This is a genomic window from Pseudomonas sp. BB438 (genome assembly GCF_057180225.1).
In genome coordinates this window covers 3,736,347-3,756,753 of the sequence record NZ_CM170001.1, presented here as the reverse complement: position 1 = coordinate 3,756,753, position 20,407 = coordinate 3,736,347, and the positions used below count along the sequence as shown (strand labels likewise).

The window sequence follows — 20,407 nt, the reverse complement described above, 5'->3', positions numbered from 1 at the left end:
ACCGCCTGCTCAGGGCGCTTTCTTCGGCAGCGGGATACGCGCCCAGAAGTAGGCACCCAGCCCGAGGGTACTGTCGCAGCCGACGGTTCCGTGGTGCAGTTCGACGATCGATTTGACAATGGAAAGGCCCAGCCCGGTGGACGATTCGCCGGCCGTGGGCCGCGCGCTCAACTTGCGGAACTTGCCGAACAACTTGGCCTTGTCGTCGTCCGTCAGTCCGGGACCCTGGTCCCTCACGCCGAATTCAAGCTGGGTTCCGCTTCCCGGAGGATCGCCGGGAACCACCTTCAGGGTGACCTCCACCGTCAGGCCCGGCGGGGAGTACTTGATGGCGTTGCTCAGGTAGTTGTCGAAGGCCTCGCGCAGACGGGTCTTGTCGCCCATCAGGAAGATCCCGGCAGCGATGTCGTCGCGCAGGGTAATGTTCTTCTTCATTGCAGCGTGGGTGTTGAACTTGAAGAGGCTCGAGCAGAGCTCGCTGACGTCGATCCAGTCGTGCACCAGGCTGAGCCCGCTCTGTTCCAGGCCTTCGGTGGAGAGGATGCCCTTGACGACTTCGGACATGTGGCTGGAGGCGTCGTGTATGGCCTGGAGGAACTCGATGGTCTGCTGAGAAGCGCCCGGATCGTTGCGCTTCATCTCCAGCAGGATTTCCGCAAGGCCGGTGATGGACGCCAGCGGGTTCTTCAGGTCATGGCTGGCGATGGCGAGCAACTCGCCCTTGGCCTTGTAGGCGGCCTCGGCGGCTTCCTTCTTGGCGCGCAGCTCTTCCTGTGCCTTGCGTTCGGTGATGTCGATGATCGCGGCGAGGACCATGACATCGCCGTTCACATCGAGGGGGTTGAGACCGATCTCGATGGGGATTTCCCAGCCGTCCTTGTGCCGCCCCAGCAGGTCACGCCCGGTCCCCATGTAACGAGCCTGGGGTCTGGCGAAGTAGCCGGCGAGCCAGCCGCCGTGCTCGCCGCGATAGCGCTCCGGCAGCAGCATTTCCACCGGCTGGTTGAGCATCTCCTGCTCCTCATAGCCGAACAGCTGGGTGACCTGGTGGTTCGCCAGGGTAATGATGCCCTCCCGGTTCACCAGGATGATGGCGCTGGGCGCCGAGTGGACCACCTGGCGAAAGCGCGCATCGGCAAGTTTGCGTTCGGTGATGTCGAGGATGGTGACCAGCACCCACGTCCCGTCGACCAGCACCAGCGGATTGAGGCCGATCTCCACGGGGAACTCGCTGCCGTCCCGGCGTTGGGCGAACAGCTCGCGGCCGACACCCATGGCGCGCATGGACGGAGCCTGGAAGAAACTGTTGCGCAGGGCCGGGTGGTTGGCGCGCAGCCGCTCGGGGATGAGCTTCTCGACCGAGCTGCTGATCAGCTCCCCTGCGGTGTAGCCGAACAGCTCCTCACACTGTCGGTTGACGTAGGCGATGGTGCCTTCGCGATTCACCAGGAGCACCGCATTGGGCGATGACTCGACAATCAGGTGGAAAGTGATTTCGGTGAGCTGAGAGCTTCGCGAATCCATGGCCAGGTGCCTCCTGGTGCTGAATTTCCTGTGCACGGCCGGACGGGCCGACACCGGTGTCGGGTAGAGCCTAGCGCCGACAGCCGGTCGTTGCGAAAACGTCCGTCGAACGGACACCTGCGCCAGCCCCTCGCGACGGCGCTGGCGCTGGAGCAGATCGCGCCGGGACGATGTCAGAAGATGTAGTCGGTGGTCAGGAAGCTCGAATCGCGGTCGCGGATGATCTGGCTGATCAGCGCCTTGTTGGCGTCGGTGAAGCGCGTGGCCACCAGCGTACGGATCGAGAAGGTGCGCAGGGCGTCGTGGACGGAAAGGGTGCCTTCGGCGGAGTTCTTGCGGCCGTTGAAGGGGTAGCTGTCCGGGCCGCGCTGGCACTGGGCGTTGATGTTGATGCGGCCGACCTGGTTGACGAAGGCGTCCACCAGCGGGCCGATCTGCTCGGGGTCGTCGCCGAACAGGCTGAGCTGCTGGCCGTAGTCGGACTGCAGGACGTAGTCGATCACCTCGTCCAGCTCTCGATAGGGCACGACGGGCACCAGCGGGCCGAACTGTTCCTCGTTGTACAGGCGCATGTCGGCGCGGACCGGGCTGAGCAGTGCGGGGTAGAAGAAGCTTTCGCGACTCTCCCCACCGCCAGGGTTGATGACCTTGGCGCCCTTGGCCAGCGCGTCCTGCAGCAGGCCGTTGAGGTAATCGACCTTGCCCGGCTCGGGCAGCGGCGTCAGGGCCACGCCGGGCTCCCAGGGCATGCCGGGTTTGAGTTCGGCGAGCTTGGCGCTGAACGTGTCGAGGAAGTTGTCCAGCACGTCCTCGTGGACGAAGAGGATCTTCAGCGCGGTGCAGCGCTGGCCGTTGAAGGAGAGGGCGCCGGTGATGGCTTCGCTGACGGCGTTGTCGAGATCGACGCTGGGCAGGACGATGCCGGGGTTCTTGGCGTCCAGGCCCAATGCGGCGCGCAGGCGGTGCGGGCGCGGGTGGAGCCTCTTCAGGTCGGCGGCGCCGGAGTGGGTGCCGATGAAGGCGAAGACATCGACCTTGCCGCTGGCCATGAGTGCGCTGACGGTCTCTCGCCCGCGCCCGTAGATGACGTTGATGACACCTGGCGGGAAGCTGTCGCGGAAGGCTTCGAGCAGCGGGCGTATCAGCAGCACGCCGAACTTGGCGGGCTTGAAGACCACGGTGTTGCCCATGATCAGCGCCGGGATCAGGGTGGTGAAGGTCTCGTTCAGCGGGTAGTTGTACGGGCCCATGCACAGCGCGACGCCCAGCGGCACGCGGCGGATCTGCCCGAGGGTGCCCTGTTCCAGTTCGAAGCGGCTGGAGCGGCGGTCCAGTTCCTTGAGCGCCTGGATGGTGTCGACGATGTAGTCGCAGGTGCGGTCGAATTCCTTCTCCGAGTCCTTGAGGTTCTTGCCGATCTCCCACATGAGCAGCTTGACCACGGCGCTGCGCTGCTCGCGCATGTGGGAGAGGAAGCGTTCGACGTGGGCGATGCGCTCGGCCACGCGCAGGTTGGGCCACTCGCCCTGGCCGTTGTCGTAGGCGGCCACGGCGGCGTCCAGCGCGGCGAGGGCGGCGTTGGCATCCAGCAGCGGCGTGCTGCCGAGGATCACCTGTTCGTCGCCCTGCTCGGTGGCGAGGAAGATCGGGCTGCGCACCGGCGCAAGCGGTCCGTCCCAGCGGCGCAGCTCGCCGTTGACCAGGTACTCGCGCTGCTCGACGGGCGCCTCGGGGCGCCAGGCATCGGGGATATCGGTGAGGCGGGGGAACAGATGGTCGAGCTTGTTGTTGTCGGGCATGACTCATCCCTCGGGGGAAGGTGGGCGACTGGTCTGTCTTGGAGCGTAGCTGTATTCAAGTAAATCGATTCAGCCAATAGTGCGATAGACGATGCCGGGGCGGGCCATGCGCGTGATTCGCGGGCATGGCCCGCCCCGGCAGGGAGCGGCAAATCGTCAGACGAACAGCGACAGCAGCAGGATGAAGCCCAGGCCGACCACCGAGAGGATGGTTTCCATCGCCGTCCAGGTCTTGAAGGTCTCCATCACGCTCATGTTGAAGTACTGCTTCACCAGCCAGAAGCCGGCGTCGTTGACGTGGGACAGGATCAGCGAGCCGGCGCCGGTGGCCAGCACCAGCAGCTCGCGATTGACGCCGGGAATCAGGTCGATCACCGGCACCACGATGCCCGCGCCGGTGATGGTGGCGACGGTTGCAGAGCCGGTGGCGATACGGATCACCGCGGCCACCAGCCAGGCCAGGAGGATCGGTGAGATCTGCGCCTGCACCGCCATGTGGCCGATCACGTCGCCCACGCCGCTGGCTACCAGCATCTGCTTGAAGCCGCCACCGGCGCCGATGATCATCACGATGGCGGCAGTCGGCGCGAGGCTCTGGTCGAGCAGCTTGAGAATCTTCTTCGAATCGAAGCCGCGGGCATGACCGAAGGTGTAGAGCGCCAGGAGCAGCGCCAGGAGCAGGGCGGTGATCGGGTGGCCGATCATGTCCAGCCAGGCGCGGATCACGTGGCCGTCGGCGAGCATGACGTCGGCGAAGGTCTTGAGCAGCATCAGGAACACCGGCAGCAGCACCGTCACCAGGGTGACGCCGAAGCTGGGCAGGTCGCTGGTATCCGGCTCGTGGGCGATCTGCGCCACCAGCTCTTCATTGGGCTGGCCGGGAATGTACGTCGCGATGAACTTGCCGAAGATCGGGCCGGCGATGGCGGCGGTGGGCAGGGCGACCAGCAGACCGTAGAAGATGGTCTTGCCGATGTCCGCACCGAACACGCCGATGGCCAGCAACGGGCCCGGGTGCGGCGGCACCAGGCCGTGCACGGCGGAGAGGCCGGCGAGCAGCGGGATGCCGATCTTGATCAGCGACACGCCGCTGCGCCGCGCCACGATGAACACCAGCGGCACCAGCAGGATGAAGCCGATCTCGAAGAACAGCGGGATGCCGACCAGGAAGGCGGCGAGCATCATGGCCCAGTGCACGCGTTCCTTGCCGAAGGCGCGGATCAGGGTGCGGGCGATCTGATCGGCGCCGCCGGACTCGGCCATCATCTTGCCGAGCATGGTGCCCAGCGCCAGGATGATGCCGACGAAGCCGAGCACGCCGCCGAAGCCGTCCTGGAAGGATTTGACGATGGTCGCCACGGGCATGCCGGAGGTGAGGCCGAGGAAGCCGGCGGCGATGATCAGGGCAACGAAGGGGTGAATCTTGAAGCGGGTGATCAGCAGGATCAGGCCGATGATGGTGACCACCGCATCCAGCAGCAGATAGGTGTCGTGGGACATGCCGAGCATGGGGCTCTCCTGTTGTTGTCGTTGTGCCGGAGCGGCTTTCTTCTGGTGTTATTTGAGATAGCGCTATCTTTCGCGGGCAGGCGCTAAAGCGTCAGGCGTTGCTGTGCTGTCGCCACCACAGGTGTGCGGCTTCCGCCAGTTCGTCGAGCGGGCGGGTGGCGTCGAGGCTCAGGGTCAGCGGTTCGCTGGTCGGTACTTCGAGGGCGGCGAACTGGCTGTCAATCAGGCTGGCCGGCATGAAATGGCCGGGGCGGGTAGCGACGCGCTGGGCGGCGGTTTCCGGAGTGAGTTCCAGGAACACCACACCCAGGCCGGGTACGGCGCGGCGCAGGCGTTCGCGGTAGATCAGCTTGAGCGCGGAGCAGGTGAGCACCGGGCGCTGCCCGGCGGCGATGGCTTTCTGCAGTTCGACGGCCAGGGTGTCGAGCCAGCCGGCGCGGTCCTCGTCGGTCAGCGGGATGCCGGCGCTCATCTTCTGGATGTTGGCTTCGGGGTGGAACGAGTCGCCTTCGATGGCGAAGGCGCCGCTGCGCAGGCACAGGGCCTCGCTGACGCTGGACTTGCCGCATCCGGCGACACCCATGATGAGCACGGCATCGATGGAGGGGAGCATGCAGGGCCTCGGTGTTGAGACAGCGCTATCTTTGGTGGGCGTAACGAAAAGCATCGGCTGCCTCCGTATTCTTGTCATTCTAGTCGGTGTGTCTCGCGCTCTCGACGGATGCTGCACTGGCAAGCACGCGTCAGCGGGCGGGGGGCCGGTGGGAGCCGGCCTCAGGCAATTGCCCTGGCTGCGAGACAGCGCTACCTTAGTGCCTCGATTTTTGTTTGGCAAGCCGCCCGATGACCGCCCAGAAGAACGACAAGAAAAACGACAGAAGCTCTCGCACCACCGGCAAACCGACCCTCAACGACGTGGCACGCAGTGCCGGCGTCAGCCCCATCACCGCCTCGCGCGCCCTGCGTGGCGTGAGCACAGTGGCCGAGGAACTGGTGGAAAAGGTACGCCGGGCCGCCGCCGACCTGGGCTACGTGGCCAACCCCGCCGCCCGTGCGCTGGCTTCCAAACAGAGTCACAACATCGTGGTGCTGGTGCCGTCGCTGGCGAACCAGTTGTTCATCGAAACCCTCGAAGCCATTCACGCCGTGATGCACCCGCGCGGCCTCGAAGTGCTGATCGGCAACTACCACTACTCCCGCGACGAAGAAGAAAACCTGCTGCGCAACTACCTCGCGTACCAGCCGCGCGGCCTGCTGCTGACCGGCTTCGACCGCACCGAGAGCGCCCGGCGGATGATCGAGGCCAGCGGTGTGCCGGCGGTCTACATGATGGACCTGGATCCCGGCGCGGGTCTGCATTGCGTGGGCTTCTCGCAGATCCGCGCGGGGGAGGCCGCGGCCAGACACCTGCTCAAGAGCGGGCGCAAGCGCCTGGCCTACATCGGCGCGCAACTGGATCAGCGCACCTTGCTGCGTGGCGAGGGTTACCGCCGTGCGTTGCAGCAGGCTGGCTGCTATGACCCGGCACTGGAAATCCTGACGCCGCGTCCGTCCTCTGTCGGCCTGGGCGGCGAGCTGTTCCGCCAGTTGCTGGCCAGCCATCCGCAGGTGGAAGGCATCTTCTTCGGCAACGACGACCTGGCCCATGGCGCCCTGCTGGAGGCCATGCGCCACGGCATCCGCATCCCCGAACAGGTCGCGGTACTGGGCTTCAACGACCTGCCCAGCTCTGAATTCATGGTGCCGCGCCTCTCCAGCATCCGCACCCCCCGCAAAGCCATCGGCACCCACGCGGCCGAGCGCCTGCTGGACCTGATCAACGACAAGCCTGTGAGCGAGCCGGTGATGGACCTGGGGTTCGAGTTGATGGTGCGCGAGAGCAGCTGAGCTCCGGTGCCCCACTGTAGGAGCGCGCCATCCTACGAAAGCGCTCCCTGCAAACCCTTTGCGCATAAAAAAGCCCGCTGGAGCAGCGGGCGTAGTGCGGAGGCAAAAGGTGCGCGGAGGCAAAACTTCGTCCCGACGGGCAAGCCGCCGGAGCAATCACTCAGTACGCATCGCTCATCCCATCGGTGATGGTGATGCCCTGCTTGCGCATTTCCTGGATCAACCCGGCACGGGTGCCCGGCAGGTTCATCAGGGCCTGGTAGCGCGTGGCTTTGACTTCCTCGGCGGTGTACGGCTTGAACTCGGCGGGCATGCTGTCGCCAGCCATGCCTTCCTTGCGCAGCAGCCAGTTGAGCAGGTCGGCCAGTTGCGCGTCGTTCAGGGCGGATTGGGACATGCCCGGCACGCGCACGAGGAACTGCCGGCCACCGTCCACCTTCAGGAAGTTGCCGACGAAGCCGTGCAGGCGCGGCGTGTCGTTGGCCTTGCTGCCGCTGCCCTCGGTGAGATGGCAGCCGGCGCATTGCAGCTGGTAGTTGGTGGCCGGGCTGTAGCTCTGCTGGGAGATCGGCTTCTGCACGAACTCGTTGCCGGGTGCCGGCCGTTGGTGCGGATCAGGGATCGCACGGGCCTGGGCCAACGGAGCGACCAGGCTGCAGAGCAGGGCGCCGACAACGAGACTGCGCATGGGCTTTTCTCCCGACTTCAGACCGCGACGCCGCGGATGATGGTGACGGTGCAGTTGTAGATGCGCGACTCCGCGCCCAGGCACCAGTTGACGTCGTTGTTGTTGAACGGACGGTACAGCGGTTCTTCGCTCTCGTTGCGGGTACAGGCGCACTGGGAGCAGCTGTGCTTACCGCAGCAGTCGTTGTAGGAAATGATGTAGTCCTTGCCGTCCGCCGGGTTGCGGCAGGTGCCGATCCAGGTCACCTGGGATGCATCGGTGCCGGGCGGGCAGGAAGTGGTGGTGCCGCCACAGCAGGAGCAGAGAAAGCCGTCGATGGAGCAGTAGCGCCAGTAGTCGCAGCTGTTCGGGTCGCCCGGATCGCCGGCCTTGGGTGCCTCGGCGGCCAGCGCCTTGGAGGTGCGGTCGATCGGCAGGATGATCGGCAGGGCCGCGCCGGCCACCAGCAGCGAGCCGAAGCGGCCCAGCAGCTTGCGCCGCGAGGTGACGTTGGCCACCTGGCGGGAGGAGCGCTCGAACAGGTTGTCGAGGAATTTCATTCTTGTTCTCTCCGTGATCAGTGGCTGTGGCCGTGGCTGGCGTCGTGGGTGTGCACGCCGTTGTGGCTGTGGCCATTCATGTACTGCTGCAGGGTGGCGCTGCCCAGGTGCTCGACCTCGAACAGGCTGTCCAGGTGTTCGCGGGAGTTCACCAGGCCCTTGGCACGCAGCACGCCCTTGCTGTCGATCAGCGCGGCGTAGGGCAGCTTGCCGATCTGGTAGGTCATGCCGACTTCCGGGCCGACCACGTAGGCAGCTTTCTCCAGACCATGCTCGGCGATCAGTGCCTGCTGAGCAGCCATGTCGCCGTCGCTGACGTAGATCACCTCCAGCTCGCCGGCCTTGTCCTTGGCGATGGACTTGATGGCCGGCAGCAGCGATTTGCAGATCGGGCAGGTCGGCGAGAGGAAGAACAGCAGCTGGCCGCGCTCGCCTTCATAGCCGAAGTTGACCGGACGACCGTGACGGTCGGCGGCGGTGACTTTCGGGGCGGGTTCGTTGACCGCCACGCCCTTGTCGACCATCAGCGCGCCAGCAGGAGCGATGCGGCCATGGAGGACGCCGATCTGGCGCACCAGCGCCATGACGGTGAAGGCGAGGGCGATGAGCAGCACCCAGAGAAGAATGTTGGAAACGATCAGACCTTCCATTTGTTCACCTTCCGATGAGTTTGAGCAGGCGAGGATGATTGGCCAGCAGGCCATCGGCCGCGGCATACAGGAGCAGGGCGACAGCACTGGCGGCGAGGATCACGAAGGCGTCGAACACGCCCATCTCGCGGGCCTGCGGAGCACAGGAGGCGATCAGGGCGAGCGCGGCGATGATCGCGTTGCGCAGCAGCAGCACCGGGCGCAGCGGTTGCATCTGGCCGGGGCCGGAGCAGCCGCAGTCGATGTCGCGGCGCCCGCGCCAGAGGTTGATGCCGATGGCGCCGGCATAGAGCAGGATCAGCGCCGTGGCGGCCAGGGCCGCGGCGTGGCGGCTCGCCAGCACCAGCAGGGCGAAGGCGATTGCGCCTTCGACCACCGGCAGCACGCGGGCCACCGGGCCGACCAGCGAGGCCGGCAGCAGGCCGTAGTCTTCGACCTGGCGGGCGAAGCGCATCGGCGCGCGCAGCTTGTGACTGGCGGCGCTGGCGAGCAGCACCGCAACGGCCACCGCACTGGCGATGATCAGGATCGGATCGGAAAACATTTCCGTACCTCTCGGGGATGACTTTCTGGAAAAGGCTTAGTGGCTCAGGACCAGGATCGGCGTCTTGGCGATCTTGTCCATGGAGCCGTTGTATTTGCCGGTCTTCAGGTCGAAGATCTGCAGTCCGCCTTCGACGTCGGTGCCCAGCAGCAGCGGCTTGTCGTCGGTGGTAGCGTGCAGGCTCCATACCGGCTTGGGCGCTTCCAGGGTGCCGATCTTCTTCTGGGTCTTCAGGTCGTAGATCCAGATGAACGGGCTCGGGTCTTCCCATTTGCCGGCGCTGTGCTCTTCATGCATCAGCACATACATGCGGTTCAGCTTGGGCGCCACGGCCATCAGCTGCCAGCCGCCGGTACCCCAGCCTTTCTTGCGCTCCTCGTCGGTGGTCAGCGACCAGCTCGGCAGCATCTTCGGCTTGTCGCCGGAGACGTCCACCGGCTTGACCATGCCGTCGGTGGTCACGAAGAAGTAGGTCTCGCCCACGGCCAGGCCGCGTTCGTTGAGCTTCTCCTTGTTCGGATCGAAGAAGGGCGTCTGGCTGCGACCGACTTCCTTGCCATCGTCACCGATCCTGGTGATCTGCAGCTGACCGTCACCGCACAGCGAGGCGAAGGCGCGCTTGCCCACCGGGTAGTTGAGCACGCAGCCGCTGATGGCGATTTCGCTGGCGACCTTCTTCTCCTGGGTGTCGACCACGGTGACCGAGGTGGACGGGGTGAAGTTGTAGATGTAGACGAAGCGGTCGTCGGAGCTGGTGCCCAGGGCGTACTTCTGGGTCAGGATCGAGGCGCGCTTGGCCGGGATTTCCACTTCCCACTTCGGGCGCAGGTTCGAGGTGTCCCAGGCGGTCAGCACGTCGGTGCGCACGCCGCGGGTGCCGCGGGAGTAAAAGGTGTCGGCGGAGTACAGGGTCTTCGCGTCGTGGCTCAGGGTGGACGGAGCCACGAAGCCGGTGCTGACCATGCCGAGCATCTTCTTCTGCTCGGGGTCGACCACGGTGACGCGGCCGGCGATGAAGTTCTCGAACTCCACGTCGACGATATAGGCGCGGTGCGGCGAGGGCGGGAACGGCAAGACGGACTCACCGATGCTCTCGGTCGGCAGCTCGGCGTGGGCTGCGCCCATCGCGAAGCATGTTGCCAGCGCGAGGACCGATGGAGCGAGGAACCTGGCGACGCTCATTGGCGGGTACTCCCTTTTTCTTGTTGGCGGGCTATCGGTTGCTGTTGGGCTGCCCGCCGGCGCTTGCAGGCGATTGCGGGCAGAAGACGGAACATTGAGGAGAGTCTGCCTGCGTCGGTTCGCGCCGGACTTGTTGTCCGTGCCATTTCCTTGTCTGGGGGTGACAGGGTGTCGCAGGGAGAAAGTGCAGACTGCCGTTGCGTTTCGAGGCTGGAAATCCGCCGAACGGCACAGGCATGGATCAAGGCTTCGTCAGGTTTTGGTGCGAAAAAGCTGCATCGTGCCCCGAAAATCCGCACAATGCACATTTGAGCTATCTTGAAACGCCGTTACACCCACCGGAAGTGTGCATTGTGAACAGTTCACAATGTTCGACATGCTCAAAATTTCCGCGTCGTTCCTGATTGGCTTTTCCGGCCCGCTATTTGCGTTGTGCCGGGAGTCCTCAACCAATCCTCGCGGAGACCCCGTCAATGAGTTCCCCCAGTGAGTTCCCCCTGAGCGCGACGCCCAGGGAAGGGCGCAAAGGCCTGCTGCCCATCGCCATGGTCCTGTTCAGCTTCACCTTCTTCACCGGCACCATGTTCGCCGGCGGCAAGATCGGCATGGCCTTCGACTTCGTCGACATGCTCTGGGTCGCCTTCATCGGCAACGTGCTGCTGGCCGTCTACGCTGCCGCCTTGGGCCTGATCGCCTCGCGCAGCGGCCTGAACACCGTGCTGATGGGGCGTTTCTGCTTCGGCGAGCGCGGCAGCAAGCTGTCCGACTTCCTCCTCGGCTTCGCCGAACTGGGCTGGTACGCCTGGGGCACCGCCACGGTGGCCATCGTGCTGGTGAAGATGCTGAGCCTGCCCGAGTGGCTGAATATCCCGCTGATGGTGGTCTTCGGCCTGCTGTTCTCGGTCACCGCGATCATCGGCTTCAAGGGCCTGGACATCATGTCCCGCGTGTCGGTCCCGCTGATGTTCATCCTGCTGGTGGCGTCGATGGTCATCGCGACCAACCACGCCGGCGGCTGGAGCGGCCTGCTGGCCAAGGAACCGAGCCAGACCCTGACCTTCTCCGCCGCCGTGACCATGGTCTTCGGCACCTTTGCCAGCGGCGCGACCCAGGCCACCAACTGGACGCGCATGGCCCGCAGCGGGCGCATCGCGGTGATCGCCAGCGTGGTCGCCTTCCTCATCGGCAACGGCCTGATGATCGTTGCCGGCGCCTGGTGTGCCATCGTCTACCAGAACGCCGATATCGTCGAAGTGATGGTGCTGCAGGGGCTGTCGTTCGCCGCGGTGATCATGCTCTGCCTGAACCTCTGGACCATCCAGGGCCCGACCATCTACAACGTCTCGGCCGCCGCCTGCCACCTGGTGCGCAGCGAGCGTCGCCGCACCATGACCCTGCTGGCCGCCGGTATCGGCATCATCCTGGCCATCGGCGGCATGTACGAATGGCTGATTCCGTTCCTGGTGCTGCTGGGCTCGATCATCCCGCCGCTGGGCGGCGTGATCATGGCGGACTATTGGTACCGCAACCGCGGTGAATACCCGGCGCTGGTAGGCACTCACATCCCGGCGTTCAACGTGTCCGGCCTCGTGTCCTACGCGGTCGGTGCGGGCCTTGCCTACGCCTCGCCGTGGATCGCGCCGCTGGTGGGCATCGCTGCGTCGGCCCTCTGCTACATCGTCCTCACCGAAGTTACCCGCGCCCGTGGGCCGGTGGCCGAGCCGCGCGCTTGAGCCTGAGCGTCGAGGAAATCCTCCGTCTGCCGGGGCTGGAAAGCCTCGCGCTGCGGGCCGGCGCGCGCAACCTGCATCGCAGCGTGCGCTGGTCCTACGTGGCGGAGAACGTCGGCATCGCCGACTGGGTGATGGGCGGCGAGCTGGTGTTCGTCACCGGCATCAACCACACCCGTGACGAAGCCAACCTGCTGCAACTGGTGCGCGAAGGTGTCGCCAGCGGTATCGCCGGCATCGTCATCCTCACCGGCGACGAGTTCATCCAGCGTATCCCGCCGTCCGTGGTTCATCTGGCGGAAGCGGAAGGACTGCCGCTGATCGAACAGCCCTACGCGCTGAAAATGGTCATCGTCACCCACCTGATCGGCACGGCGCTGGTGCAGATGACCCAGGTGAAGACCTCGCGCCGCGACATCCTCGGCCAACTGCTCAGCGGCGATTACCCGAGCCTGGAGATCGTCCGACGCCGCGCCCAGCACCTGGAGCTACCGCTGGAAACGCCGCGCCGCCTGGTGGCGTTGCGGCTGTCGGGGGTCGATACGCTGTTCCAGCAGCAGGAGCCGGAAGAGGCCGAACGCGCGCTGCAGCTGACCCGCCAGCGTCTGCTCGACCACCTGGAGAACTGGCAGCAGGAACGCCCCGAGCGTCTGCCGGTGGTGATCCAGGGGGACCTGTTCGTCCTGCTGCTGGGCGCTTCCGACAATGCCGAGCGTGCCGAACTGCACGCCCTGGCCGCCGAACTGCAACAAGAGTTGGCGCCGTTGCGCGCCTATCTCGGCTTGTCCGCCCGCGCCGAGTCCTGCGCGGAATTCCCCCGCGCGTTGCTCGAGGCCCGCCAGGCGCTGGACGTCGCCGAAGGCATGCAGGCGCCCGGTGGCGTCTGCGACTACCGTGAGCTGGGCGTGCTGCGCCTGCTGCGGGCGATCCCCGATCGCGCGGTGGTCGAGCAATTCATGAAGGATACCCTCGGCCCGCTCCATGACGCGGGCCGCAAACAGCCGCACCTGTTGATCGAGACACTCGACGCGCTCGTCCAGGAAGGCGGCAACGCGCTCAGGGCGGCTCAGCGCCTGGGCATCCACCGCAACACCCTGAACCAGCGGATTGCGCGCATCGAGGCACTCAGTGGCCAGTCCCTGGACGACGCGCAATTCCGCCTGAATACCTCCGTGGCGCTGCTCATCTGGCGCATGTCGAATGCGCCGCGCCACGAATAGCCTGAATAGGAAGAAAAGCCCATGAAGATCATCAACGCCTCGCTGCGCAAGCAGACCGGTCTGTTCACCATCCGCTGCGACGGCGACGTCATCGCCGATGTGGTGCAGCAAGCCGGCACCGTGGCCGCCAGCGGCGACGATATCGACGCCCGTGGCAACCTGGCCATCGCCCCGCTGGTGGAGCCGCATATCCACCTCGACGCCACCCTGACCGCCGGCGAGCCGGAATGGAACATGAGCGGCACGCTGTTCGAGGGCATCGAGCGCTGGGCCCAGCGCAAGGAAACCATTACCCACGAGGACACCAAGTCCCGCGCCCACACCACCATCCGCATGCTGGCCGCCCATGGTATCCAGCACGTGCGCACCCATGTCGACGTGACCGATCCAACCCTGGCCGCGCTCAAGGCCATGGTGGAGGTTCGTGAAGAGGCGCGGCACCTGGTGGACCTGCAGATCGTCGCCTTCCCGCAGGAGGGCATCGAGTCCTACGAGGGCGGCCGCGAGCTGATGGAAGAGGCGATCCGCCTCGGCGCGGACGTGGTCGGCGGTATCCCGCACTTCGAAAACACCCGCGAGCAGGGCGTCAGTTCGATCAAGTTCCTGATGGACCTGGCCGAGCGCACCGGCTGCCTGGTCGACGTGCACTGCGACGAGACCGACGACCCGAACTCGCGCTTCCTCGAAGTGCTCGCCGAGGAAGCTCGCGTGCGCGGCATGGGCGGCCGCGTCACCGCCAGCCACACCACGGCCATGGGTTCCTACGACAACGCGTACTGCTCCAAGTTGTTCCGCCTGCTCAAGCGTTCGGGCATCAACTTCGTCTCCTGCCCGACCGAGAGCATCCACCTGCAGGGCCGCTTCGACACCTTCCCGAAACGCCGTGGCGTGACCCGCGTGGCCGAGATCGACCGCGCCGGCATGAACGTCTGCTTCGGCCAGGATTCGATCAAGGACCCGTGGTACCCGCTGGGCAACGGCAACATCCTGCGCGTGCTGGATGCCGGCCTGCACATCTGCCACATGATGGGCTTCGATGACCTGCAACGCGCGCTGGACCTGGTCACCGACAACAGCGCTCGCGCGCTGAACCTGGGCGCTCGCTACGGTATCGCCGCCGGCCGTCCGGCCAACCTGCTGGTGCTCGGTGTGGACAGCGACTACGAAGCGGTGCGCCAGCAGACCAAGGCGCTGTACTCGATCCGCAATGGCCGCGTGCTGATGAAGCGCGAGCCGGGGCAGGTGGCGCTGATCGAAGGCTGATCGGCTTCCTGTAGGAGCGAGCTTGCTCGCGAAGCTTGGCCTCGTTGCACGGCCGTTCGCGAGCGAGGACTGGGCGTCCCCCTCGGCCCTACGAGATCAAAATCCCCTCTCCCTAGCCCTCTCCCGCAAGCGGGAGAGGGGACCATTCGGTGAAAGATGCTGGCCGCTGTGTCAGCCGGAACGGGCAACTCCCTCTCCCTTCAGGGAGAGGGTTGGGGAGAGGGTCACCGCACAGACTTTTCCAACGGCGCAGGGCGGATAACCCTCGCCGGATGTTGCGTCCTGCTCGGGCAGGCTCAGGGCACCATCGCCATGCCCACGCCGAAGCGGTTCCAGGCATTGATGGTGGCAATGGCCAGGGTCAGGTTGGCGATCTCGGCATCGCTGAAGTGCTCGCGCAGGGCGTCGAACCGGTCCTGCGGGGCGTGTTTCTCCGGCAGGCGGGTGAGGCTTTCGACCCAGGCCAGGGCAGCGCGCTCGCGCTCGGTGAAGAAGCGGGTTTCCTCCCAGACGCTCAGGGTCTGCAGTCGCGCCTCGGTTTCGCCGGCCTTTCGCGCGTCATTGGCGTGCATGTTCACGCAATAGGCGCAGCCGTTGATCTGCGAGGCGCGCAGGCGGATTAGCTCCAGCAGCGAGTTCTCCAGCCCGGACTTGGCCAGGGCCTGCTCCAGGCCGAGCATGGCCTTGTAGGCGTCGGGGGCGGCTTTGGCCCATTCGATTCGTGCGCTCATGGCGATCTCCAGTGGGGCCCGCGGTTGTGCGGGAATGACGCTACGTTACCGCTCGCGGCGCCGCCATCGAATAGCCAATTCCCGGCAATACCGGCAGACCAATGGAGCCAATCCCGGCGACCTGCCGGCGGTCAGTCCCAACCGCCGGGGCAACCCTTGCAGCCCGCCATGTTGCTGCCCTGGAAGTTGCCGAAGCGCTGGCGGCTGCCACGCAGGTCGGCGTCTTCCAGGTTGGCTTCGGCCAGCTTCACTTCCTGCAGGTTGGCGTCGCGCAGGTCGGCGCCCTTGAGGTCGGCGCGGGACAACCAGGTCATTTCCAGGTCGGCAGCACGCAGGTTGGCCTGGTGCAGCTTGCCGCCGCTCAGGCGGGCGAACTCGAGGTAGGCAGCGGTCAGGTCCGCGCCTTGCCATTGCGCGCCCTGGGCGAACAGGCCCCAGGCCTGGATGGCGACCAGTTTCGCACCGCTGAGGTCGGCTCCGCGCAGGTCCGCCTGTTGGAGGCTGGCGCGGGTCAGGTCGGCGCCGTTGAGGTGGGCCTTCTGCAGGTTGGCCAGGTCCAGCCTGGCGTGGCGCAAGTCTGCCCCCGCGAGGTTGGCGCCGGACAGGTTCATGCGGGTCAGGTCCTGGTTGCGCAGGTCGGCGCCACGCAGGTCGACGTTGGGACACTGGCTGTCCGCTTCGATGCGGCAGCCGGCGATGACGGTGACCTCGTCGTCATCGGGTATTTCCGCCGGTTGGCTGGTGGCGAAGGCAAGGGTGGAAAGAGGGAACAGCAGGCAGGCGAGCAGTCGCATGGCGATCTCCTGGCGAAATGAGAAGGGCCCGCACCGGGTTCGGTGCGGGCCTGGGCATCAGCGGCTGGCGGTCTTGTTGTCCCAGCTGGGCAGCTTGAACACCCAGAAGGAGCCGCCCTGGGCCACCGGCTTGGTCAGCTCGGCCATGTCGCCGCCCCACAGCGGTACCGCGCCGCCGTAGCCGACGGTCACGCCGATGTACTGCTCGCCGTCCTGCTCCCAGGTGATGGGCGGGGAGACGATGCCGCTGCCGGTCTGGAACTGCCACAGCTCCTTGCCGGTCCTGGCGTCGAAGGCCTTGAAGAAGCCCTCGCCCGTGCCGGTGAACACCAGGTTGCCGGCGGTAGCCAGTACACCGGCCCAGAGCGGCAGGTGGTCCTTGTATTCCCACTCGACCTTGCCGGTGGTGGGGTTCATGGCGCGCAGGGTGCCGACGTGGTCGTCATACATGCGCTTGATGCGGAAACCCATGCCCAGGTAGGCGCTGCCCTTGGCGTAGTTCACTTCCTCGGTCCAGTAGTCCTCCTTCCAGTGGTTGGCGGGGACGTAGAACAGCCCGGTGTCCTGGCTGTAGGCCATGGGGTTCCAGTTCTTGCCGCCGAGGAAGGGCGGCGAGACTTCCACGGCCTTGCCGTGCTTCTGCCCAGGCTCGGGCAGCGGCGGGCGCTGGCCCTCGTTCTCGACTGGGCGGCCGGTCTTCAGGTCGATGTGGCTGGCCCAGGTGATGTTGTCGACGAAGGGGAAGGCGTTCTGCAGTTTTCCGTTGGTCCGGTCCACCACGTAGAAGAAGCCGTTGCGGTCGGCGTGGGCGGTGGCCTTGACGATCTTGCCGTCCTTGGCCTTGTAGTCGAACAGCACCAGCTCGTTGTTGCCGGAGAAGTCCCAGGCGTCGTTCGGCGTGTGCTGGTAGAACCACTTCACCTCGCCGGTGCTCGGGTCGACGCCGACCTGGCCGGAGGTGTAGAGGCTGTCGTAGTCGTGCGGGTTGCCGCCCTTGGCGGTGCGCGCCCAGGTGTTCCAGGGGCCGGGGTTGCCGGCGCCGACGATGATGGTGTTGGTCTCGGCATCGAAGCTCGCGCTCTGCCACGGGGCGCCACCGCCGTGACTCCAGGCTTCCACCTTGCCGGTGGGCGAGTTCTTGTCCTCGGGCCAGGACGGCGCCTTCACGTCGCCGGTGGGCGTACTGTCCTTGCCATTCAGGCGACCCATGTGGCCTTCGACGAAGGGCCGCATCCACACCTCTTCGCCGGTGTCCGGGTCGCGGGCGAACAGGCGGCCGACCACGCCGAACTCGTCGCCGGAGCTGCCGTGGATCAGCAGCACCTTGCCGGTCTTGCCGTCCTTCACGATGGTCGGTGCGCCGGTCATGGTGTAGCCGGCGCCGTGGTCGCCGAACTTCTTCTTCCAGACCACCTTGCCGGTCTTCTTGTTCAGCGCCACGACGGAGGCGTCGAGGGTGCCGAAGTAGATCTTGTCGCCATAGATGGCGGCGCCGCGGTTGACCACGTCGCAGCACGGGCGGATGTCGTCGGGCAGGCGATGGTTATAGGTCCACAGGCGCTTGCCGGTCTTCGCGTCGAGGGCAAACAGGCGCGAGTAGGAGGCGGTCACGTAGACCACGCCGTCGCTGACGATGGCCTGGGACTCCTGGCCGCGCTGCTTCTCGTCGCCGAAGGAGTAGGACCAGGCCGGGGTCAGCTTGAACACGTTGTCGGCGTTGACCTGCTTGAGCGGGCTCCAGCGCTGGGCGTTGGTGCCCATGCCGTACTGCAGCACATCGCCGGTGGTCGTGTGGTCGTTGGCGATGTCGTCCCAGGTCACGTCCTTGGCCAGCGCAGAGCCGCCGGTTGTCAGTGCGATGGCGCAGGCGAGGCTGCTGAGGGCGAGGCGCAGGGAAGCGGCGGCGGGGGAGATTGTTGTTCTCATTGGTTGGATTCCCGTGGTGGATGACGGCAGGCCGCTGCACGTGCCGCGGCGAATCCATGGTGGGAGGCGGGGCGCTCGGCGGGAACGGAAATAGTCCCGCAAAGGCCGGGAAGTCTTCCCGGTGCGGCCATGACTTGGGCGTGCTGCCAAAGCGCGAGGAGTGGCCGACCGCCGTTCTAGTACGAAGGGAGTAGACGGGAGCATCCAAAGCAGGATTCGGCCGTTGGCCGCGCGTTCTTACCATCGTCATCACTGGCGTCGTTCCGGGCGCCGTGCCTTGCCAAGCATCTCGATGAGAGGATGAAGTGATGAACAACAAGAACGTGCTGTGTGGCCTGCTGTTAGTGGCCGGCCTGGGTGTCTCGGGTCTGGCCCTGTCCCACGGCAATGTGACGCCCCAGGCAGTGGATACCACGGGGCTGGAACCGCTGGGCAAGGAATGGCGCGACACCAACCCCTACCGCGAGCCCTACGCCAACCACGCCAAGGCGGTGGAGATCGGCGCGTCGGCCTACAACCAGAACTGCGCGCGCTGCCACGGCCTGGAAGCCAAGTCCGGCGGTATCGCCCCCGACCTGCGCATGCTCGATGCCGGCGCCGAGGGCGACGAGTGGTTCAAGGAACGCGTGATCAACGGTGCGGTGCGTGATGGCGCGGTGTACATGCCGAAGATGGCCGACTTCATCAGCCAGGAAGGCCTCTGGGCGATCCGCACCTACCTGGACAGCGTGCACGTGGAAGAGTGATCGCCATGCGCCTGCCCAGCCTGCTCTGCGGCGTGTTTCTGAGCCTGGCCCTGTGCCTGCTGAACGGGCAGGCGCAGGCCAAGGTGCGCCCCTACGAGGACATGGTCGCCAGCGGCGTGCTGCGGGTGGCCGTGTACGAGAACTTCCCGCCCTACAGCTTCATGCAGGATGGGCAGGCGCACGGCATCGACATTGACCTGGCGACGCGCCTGGCCAGTGGCCTGGGCCTGCGTCCGGAGTTCCTCTGGGTCAACCCTGGCGAGCGCCTCGACGACGACCTGCGCAACTTCATCTGGAAGGGTCACTACCTGCGCCCCGGGGTGGTCGCCGACGTGATGCTGCGCGTGCCCTACGACCGCCAGTACGCCAATCGGCGCAATGACGTGGGCGAGCTGGCCAACGAGCAGGTGGTGATGTTCGGTCCCTACCAGCGTGAGCGCTGGCAGGTGGTCAGTGACGACCGCCGCCTGCCCGAGGTGGACACCATTGCCGCCTTCCGCGAGCACCGCATCGGTGTCGAGTTGGACAGCGTGCCGTCCTTCTACCTGACCTCGGTGCTCGGTGGTCAGCTCAGCCGCATGACCGTGCACTTCCCCAGTACCCAGGCAGCCTTCGACGGCATGCGCGCAGGCAAGGTGGATGCGGTGATGGCCTTGCGTGGCGAGCTGGACTGGATGCGCGCGCAAGCCGCCGACGAGCACCTGAAGAACGCCGAGAACACCTACCCCAATCTCGGCCAGCCTGAGTGGGATATCGGCATGGCGGTGCATGAAAGCAATCGCCAGCTCTCCAACGCCCTGGACGGCGAGCTGGAGGAGCTGGTGCGCAGTGGCGAGATGGAAAAGCTCTACGCAGTCTACGGCGTGCGTTACGAACTGCCGGGACTCTATCAGGACGTGCAGTGAGGGAGAGATGATGCACCGGCGCGAACTGCTGCTCGTGATCTGCGCACTGCCCTTGCTGGCGGCAGCCGTGGAGGGCGACCCGATGCCCTCGGTGATGTGGGAGTACCACCACAAGCGCCTGTTGAACGGCGAGCCCTACGTCTTCGATGAGCGGGTGAAGCTGGGCGTGCCACCGTTTGCCGAGGACTCTCGGCAGGTACCGGTGGAGGTGGACGCCCGCGCCTTGCCGGGGCGATTCGACCGCCTGCTGCTGTGGGCCGAACTGAATCCGATTCCCCATGTGCTGACGCTCTATCCGGGCGAACACCTCGAGCCGCTGCTGGCGGTGCGTATCCGCATCGAGCAGGCCACGCCGATCCGCGCCGCGCTGCGCGACGAGAAGGGCGTCTGGCATGTCGGCTCCGCCTGGATCGACGCCGCCGGTGGCGGCTGCACCGCGCCCAGCGTGGTACGCGCGCAACCGGGCTGGGAAGACCGCCTCGGCCAGGTGCACGGCGGCGCCTACCCCAGGGGCGAATACAGCCGGGTGCGCCTCTCGGTCTCGCACCCGATGGACAACGGCCTGGTCGGCGGCATCCCCGAGTTCTACCTGGATCACGCCGAACTGCGGGGTCCGGACGGGGAGGTCTTCGCCCGGCTGGACCTGTTCCCGGCGGTGAGCGAGAACCCGACCTTCACCTTCGAGGTACGCGGCCACCCGCACACCGAACTCTGGCTGCACGACAACAACGGCAACGAATTCCAGGCCGCTCTGCGCTGACCCCGCACCG

Annotated in this window: 19 protein-coding genes; 7 read left to right on the top strand and 12 right to left on the bottom strand. The window is 66.0% G+C overall.

What is annotated here, in order from left to right:
• Positions 1-9 precede the first annotated feature (9 nt).
• From AC1ZV1_RS17180 to AC1ZV1_RS17165, 4 genes are all read right to left on the bottom strand, one after another.
• Positions 10-1,524: a PAS domain S-box protein gene (locus tag AC1ZV1_RS17180; RefSeq protein WP_484292762.1), complete on the bottom strand. Its 1,515-nt coding sequence runs from the start codon at positions 1,522-1,524 to the stop codon at positions 10-12.
• Between the two features lie 173 nt (positions 1,525-1,697).
• Positions 1,698-3,323, bottom strand: a complete 1,626-nt coding sequence (locus AC1ZV1_RS17175) for an NADP-dependent glyceraldehyde-3-phosphate dehydrogenase (protein WP_484292761.1) — start codon at positions 3,321-3,323, stop codon at positions 1,698-1,700.
• A gap of 156 nt (positions 3,324-3,479) precedes the next feature.
• Positions 3,480-4,832, bottom strand: coding sequence for a GntP family permease (locus tag AC1ZV1_RS17170; protein WP_484292760.1), 1,353 nt, complete (start codon positions 4,830-4,832; stop codon positions 3,480-3,482).
• A 91-nt stretch (positions 4,833-4,923) separates the two neighbouring features.
• A complete protein-coding gene (locus tag AC1ZV1_RS17165) occupies positions 4,924-5,445 on the bottom strand; it encodes a gluconokinase (RefSeq protein ID WP_484292759.1) in 522 nt (173 codons plus the stop codon).
• Positions 5,446-5,675: 230 nt separating this feature from the next.
• Between AC1ZV1_RS17165 and gntR the strand changes: the two genes are divergently transcribed.
• Positions 5,676-6,719: an HTH-type transcriptional regulator GntR gene (gene gntR, locus AC1ZV1_RS17160; protein WP_484292758.1), complete on the top strand. Its 1,044-nt coding sequence runs from the start codon at positions 5,676-5,678 to the stop codon at positions 6,717-6,719.
• A 160-nt stretch (positions 6,720-6,879) separates the two neighbouring features.
• Here the strand turns inward: gntR and AC1ZV1_RS17155 are convergent, their stop codons facing one another.
• Genes AC1ZV1_RS17155 through AC1ZV1_RS17135 form a run of 5 tightly spaced genes read right to left on the bottom strand, consistent with a single transcriptional unit; the run spans position 6,880 to position 10,322 of the window.
• Positions 6,880-7,407: a c-type cytochrome gene (locus AC1ZV1_RS17155; protein ID WP_484292757.1), complete on the bottom strand. Its 528-nt coding sequence runs from the start codon at positions 7,405-7,407 to the stop codon at positions 6,880-6,882.
• Positions 7,408-7,424: 17 nt separating this feature from the next.
• The gene (locus AC1ZV1_RS17150) at positions 7,425-7,946 is read right to left on the bottom strand and encodes a methylamine dehydrogenase light chain (protein ID WP_017518360.1); all 522 of its coding nucleotides are present in this window, start codon (positions 7,944-7,946) and stop codon (positions 7,425-7,427) included.
• A gap of 17 nt (positions 7,947-7,963) precedes the next feature.
• A complete protein-coding gene (mauD, locus tag AC1ZV1_RS17145) occupies positions 7,964-8,596 on the bottom strand; it encodes a methylamine dehydrogenase accessory protein MauD (RefSeq protein ID WP_054910258.1) in 633 nt (210 codons plus the stop codon).
• 4 nt (positions 8,597-8,600) lie between these two features.
• On the bottom strand, positions 8,601-9,140 hold the full coding sequence (locus AC1ZV1_RS17140; protein ID WP_484292756.1) for a MauE/DoxX family redox-associated membrane protein: 540 nt from the start codon (positions 9,138-9,140) through the stop codon (positions 8,601-8,603).
• 36 nt (positions 9,141-9,176) lie between these two features.
• Entirely contained in the window at positions 9,177-10,322 is a 1,146-nt protein-coding gene (locus tag AC1ZV1_RS17135) for an amine dehydrogenase large subunit (protein WP_484292755.1), read from the bottom strand.
• Between the two features lie 473 nt (positions 10,323-10,795).
• Here AC1ZV1_RS17135 and codB point away from each other — a divergent pair, with 473 nt between their 5' ends.
• From codB to codA, 3 genes are read left to right on the top strand one after another with little or no spacing between them, the layout of a single operon-like run.
• Positions 10,796-12,055 carry a cytosine permease gene (codB, locus tag AC1ZV1_RS17130; protein WP_484292754.1) on the top strand — a complete coding sequence of 420 codons (1,260 nt, stop codon included), beginning with the start codon at positions 10,796-10,798 and terminating at the stop codon, positions 12,053-12,055.
• Positions 12,052-13,272 carry a PucR family transcriptional regulator gene (locus AC1ZV1_RS17125; protein ID WP_484292753.1) on the top strand — a complete coding sequence of 407 codons (1,221 nt, stop codon included), beginning with the start codon at positions 12,052-12,054 and terminating at the stop codon, positions 13,270-13,272. The genes codB and AC1ZV1_RS17125 overlap by 4 nt, the downstream gene beginning before the upstream one ends.
• 21 nt (positions 13,273-13,293) lie before the next feature.
• The gene (gene codA / locus AC1ZV1_RS17120; RefSeq protein WP_484292752.1) at positions 13,294-14,535 is read left to right on the top strand and encodes a cytosine deaminase; all 1,242 of its coding nucleotides are present in this window, start codon (positions 13,294-13,296) and stop codon (positions 14,533-14,535) included.
• 296 nt (positions 14,536-14,831) lie between these two features.
• Here codA and AC1ZV1_RS17115 read toward each other — a convergent pair whose 3' ends face one another.
• The 3 genes from AC1ZV1_RS17115 to exaA form a co-directional block, all read right to left on the bottom strand.
• A complete protein-coding gene (locus tag AC1ZV1_RS17115; RefSeq protein WP_484292751.1) occupies positions 14,832-15,266 on the bottom strand; it encodes a carboxymuconolactone decarboxylase family protein in 435 nt (144 codons plus the stop codon).
• A 131-nt stretch (positions 15,267-15,397) separates the two neighbouring features.
• Positions 15,398-16,060: a pentapeptide repeat-containing protein gene (locus AC1ZV1_RS17110; RefSeq protein ID WP_484292750.1), complete on the bottom strand. Its 663-nt coding sequence runs from the start codon at positions 16,058-16,060 to the stop codon at positions 15,398-15,400.
• A 57-nt stretch (positions 16,061-16,117) separates the two neighbouring features.
• Positions 16,118-17,986, bottom strand: a complete 1,869-nt coding sequence (gene exaA / locus AC1ZV1_RS17105; RefSeq protein WP_484292749.1) for a quinoprotein ethanol dehydrogenase — start codon at positions 17,984-17,986, stop codon at positions 16,118-16,120.
• 308 nt (positions 17,987-18,294) lie between these two features.
• Here exaA and pedF point away from each other — a divergent pair, with 308 nt between their 5' ends.
• From pedF to AC1ZV1_RS17090, 3 genes are read left to right on the top strand one after another with little or no spacing between them, the layout of a single operon-like run.
• Positions 18,295-18,732 (top strand): cytochrome c-550 PedF, encoded by a 438-nt coding sequence (pedF, locus tag AC1ZV1_RS17100; RefSeq protein ID WP_192431045.1) that lies wholly within the window; start codon positions 18,295-18,297, stop codon positions 18,730-18,732.
• A 5-nt stretch (positions 18,733-18,737) separates the two neighbouring features.
• Positions 18,738-19,637: a substrate-binding periplasmic protein gene (locus AC1ZV1_RS17095; protein ID WP_484292748.1), complete on the top strand. Its 900-nt coding sequence runs from the start codon at positions 18,738-18,740 to the stop codon at positions 19,635-19,637.
• Positions 19,638-19,644: 7 nt separating this feature from the next.
• A complete protein-coding gene (locus AC1ZV1_RS17090) occupies positions 19,645-20,397 on the top strand; it encodes a quinoprotein dehydrogenase-associated SoxYZ-like carrier (RefSeq protein WP_484292747.1) in 753 nt (250 codons plus the stop codon).
• Positions 20,398-20,407 lie beyond the last annotated feature (10 nt).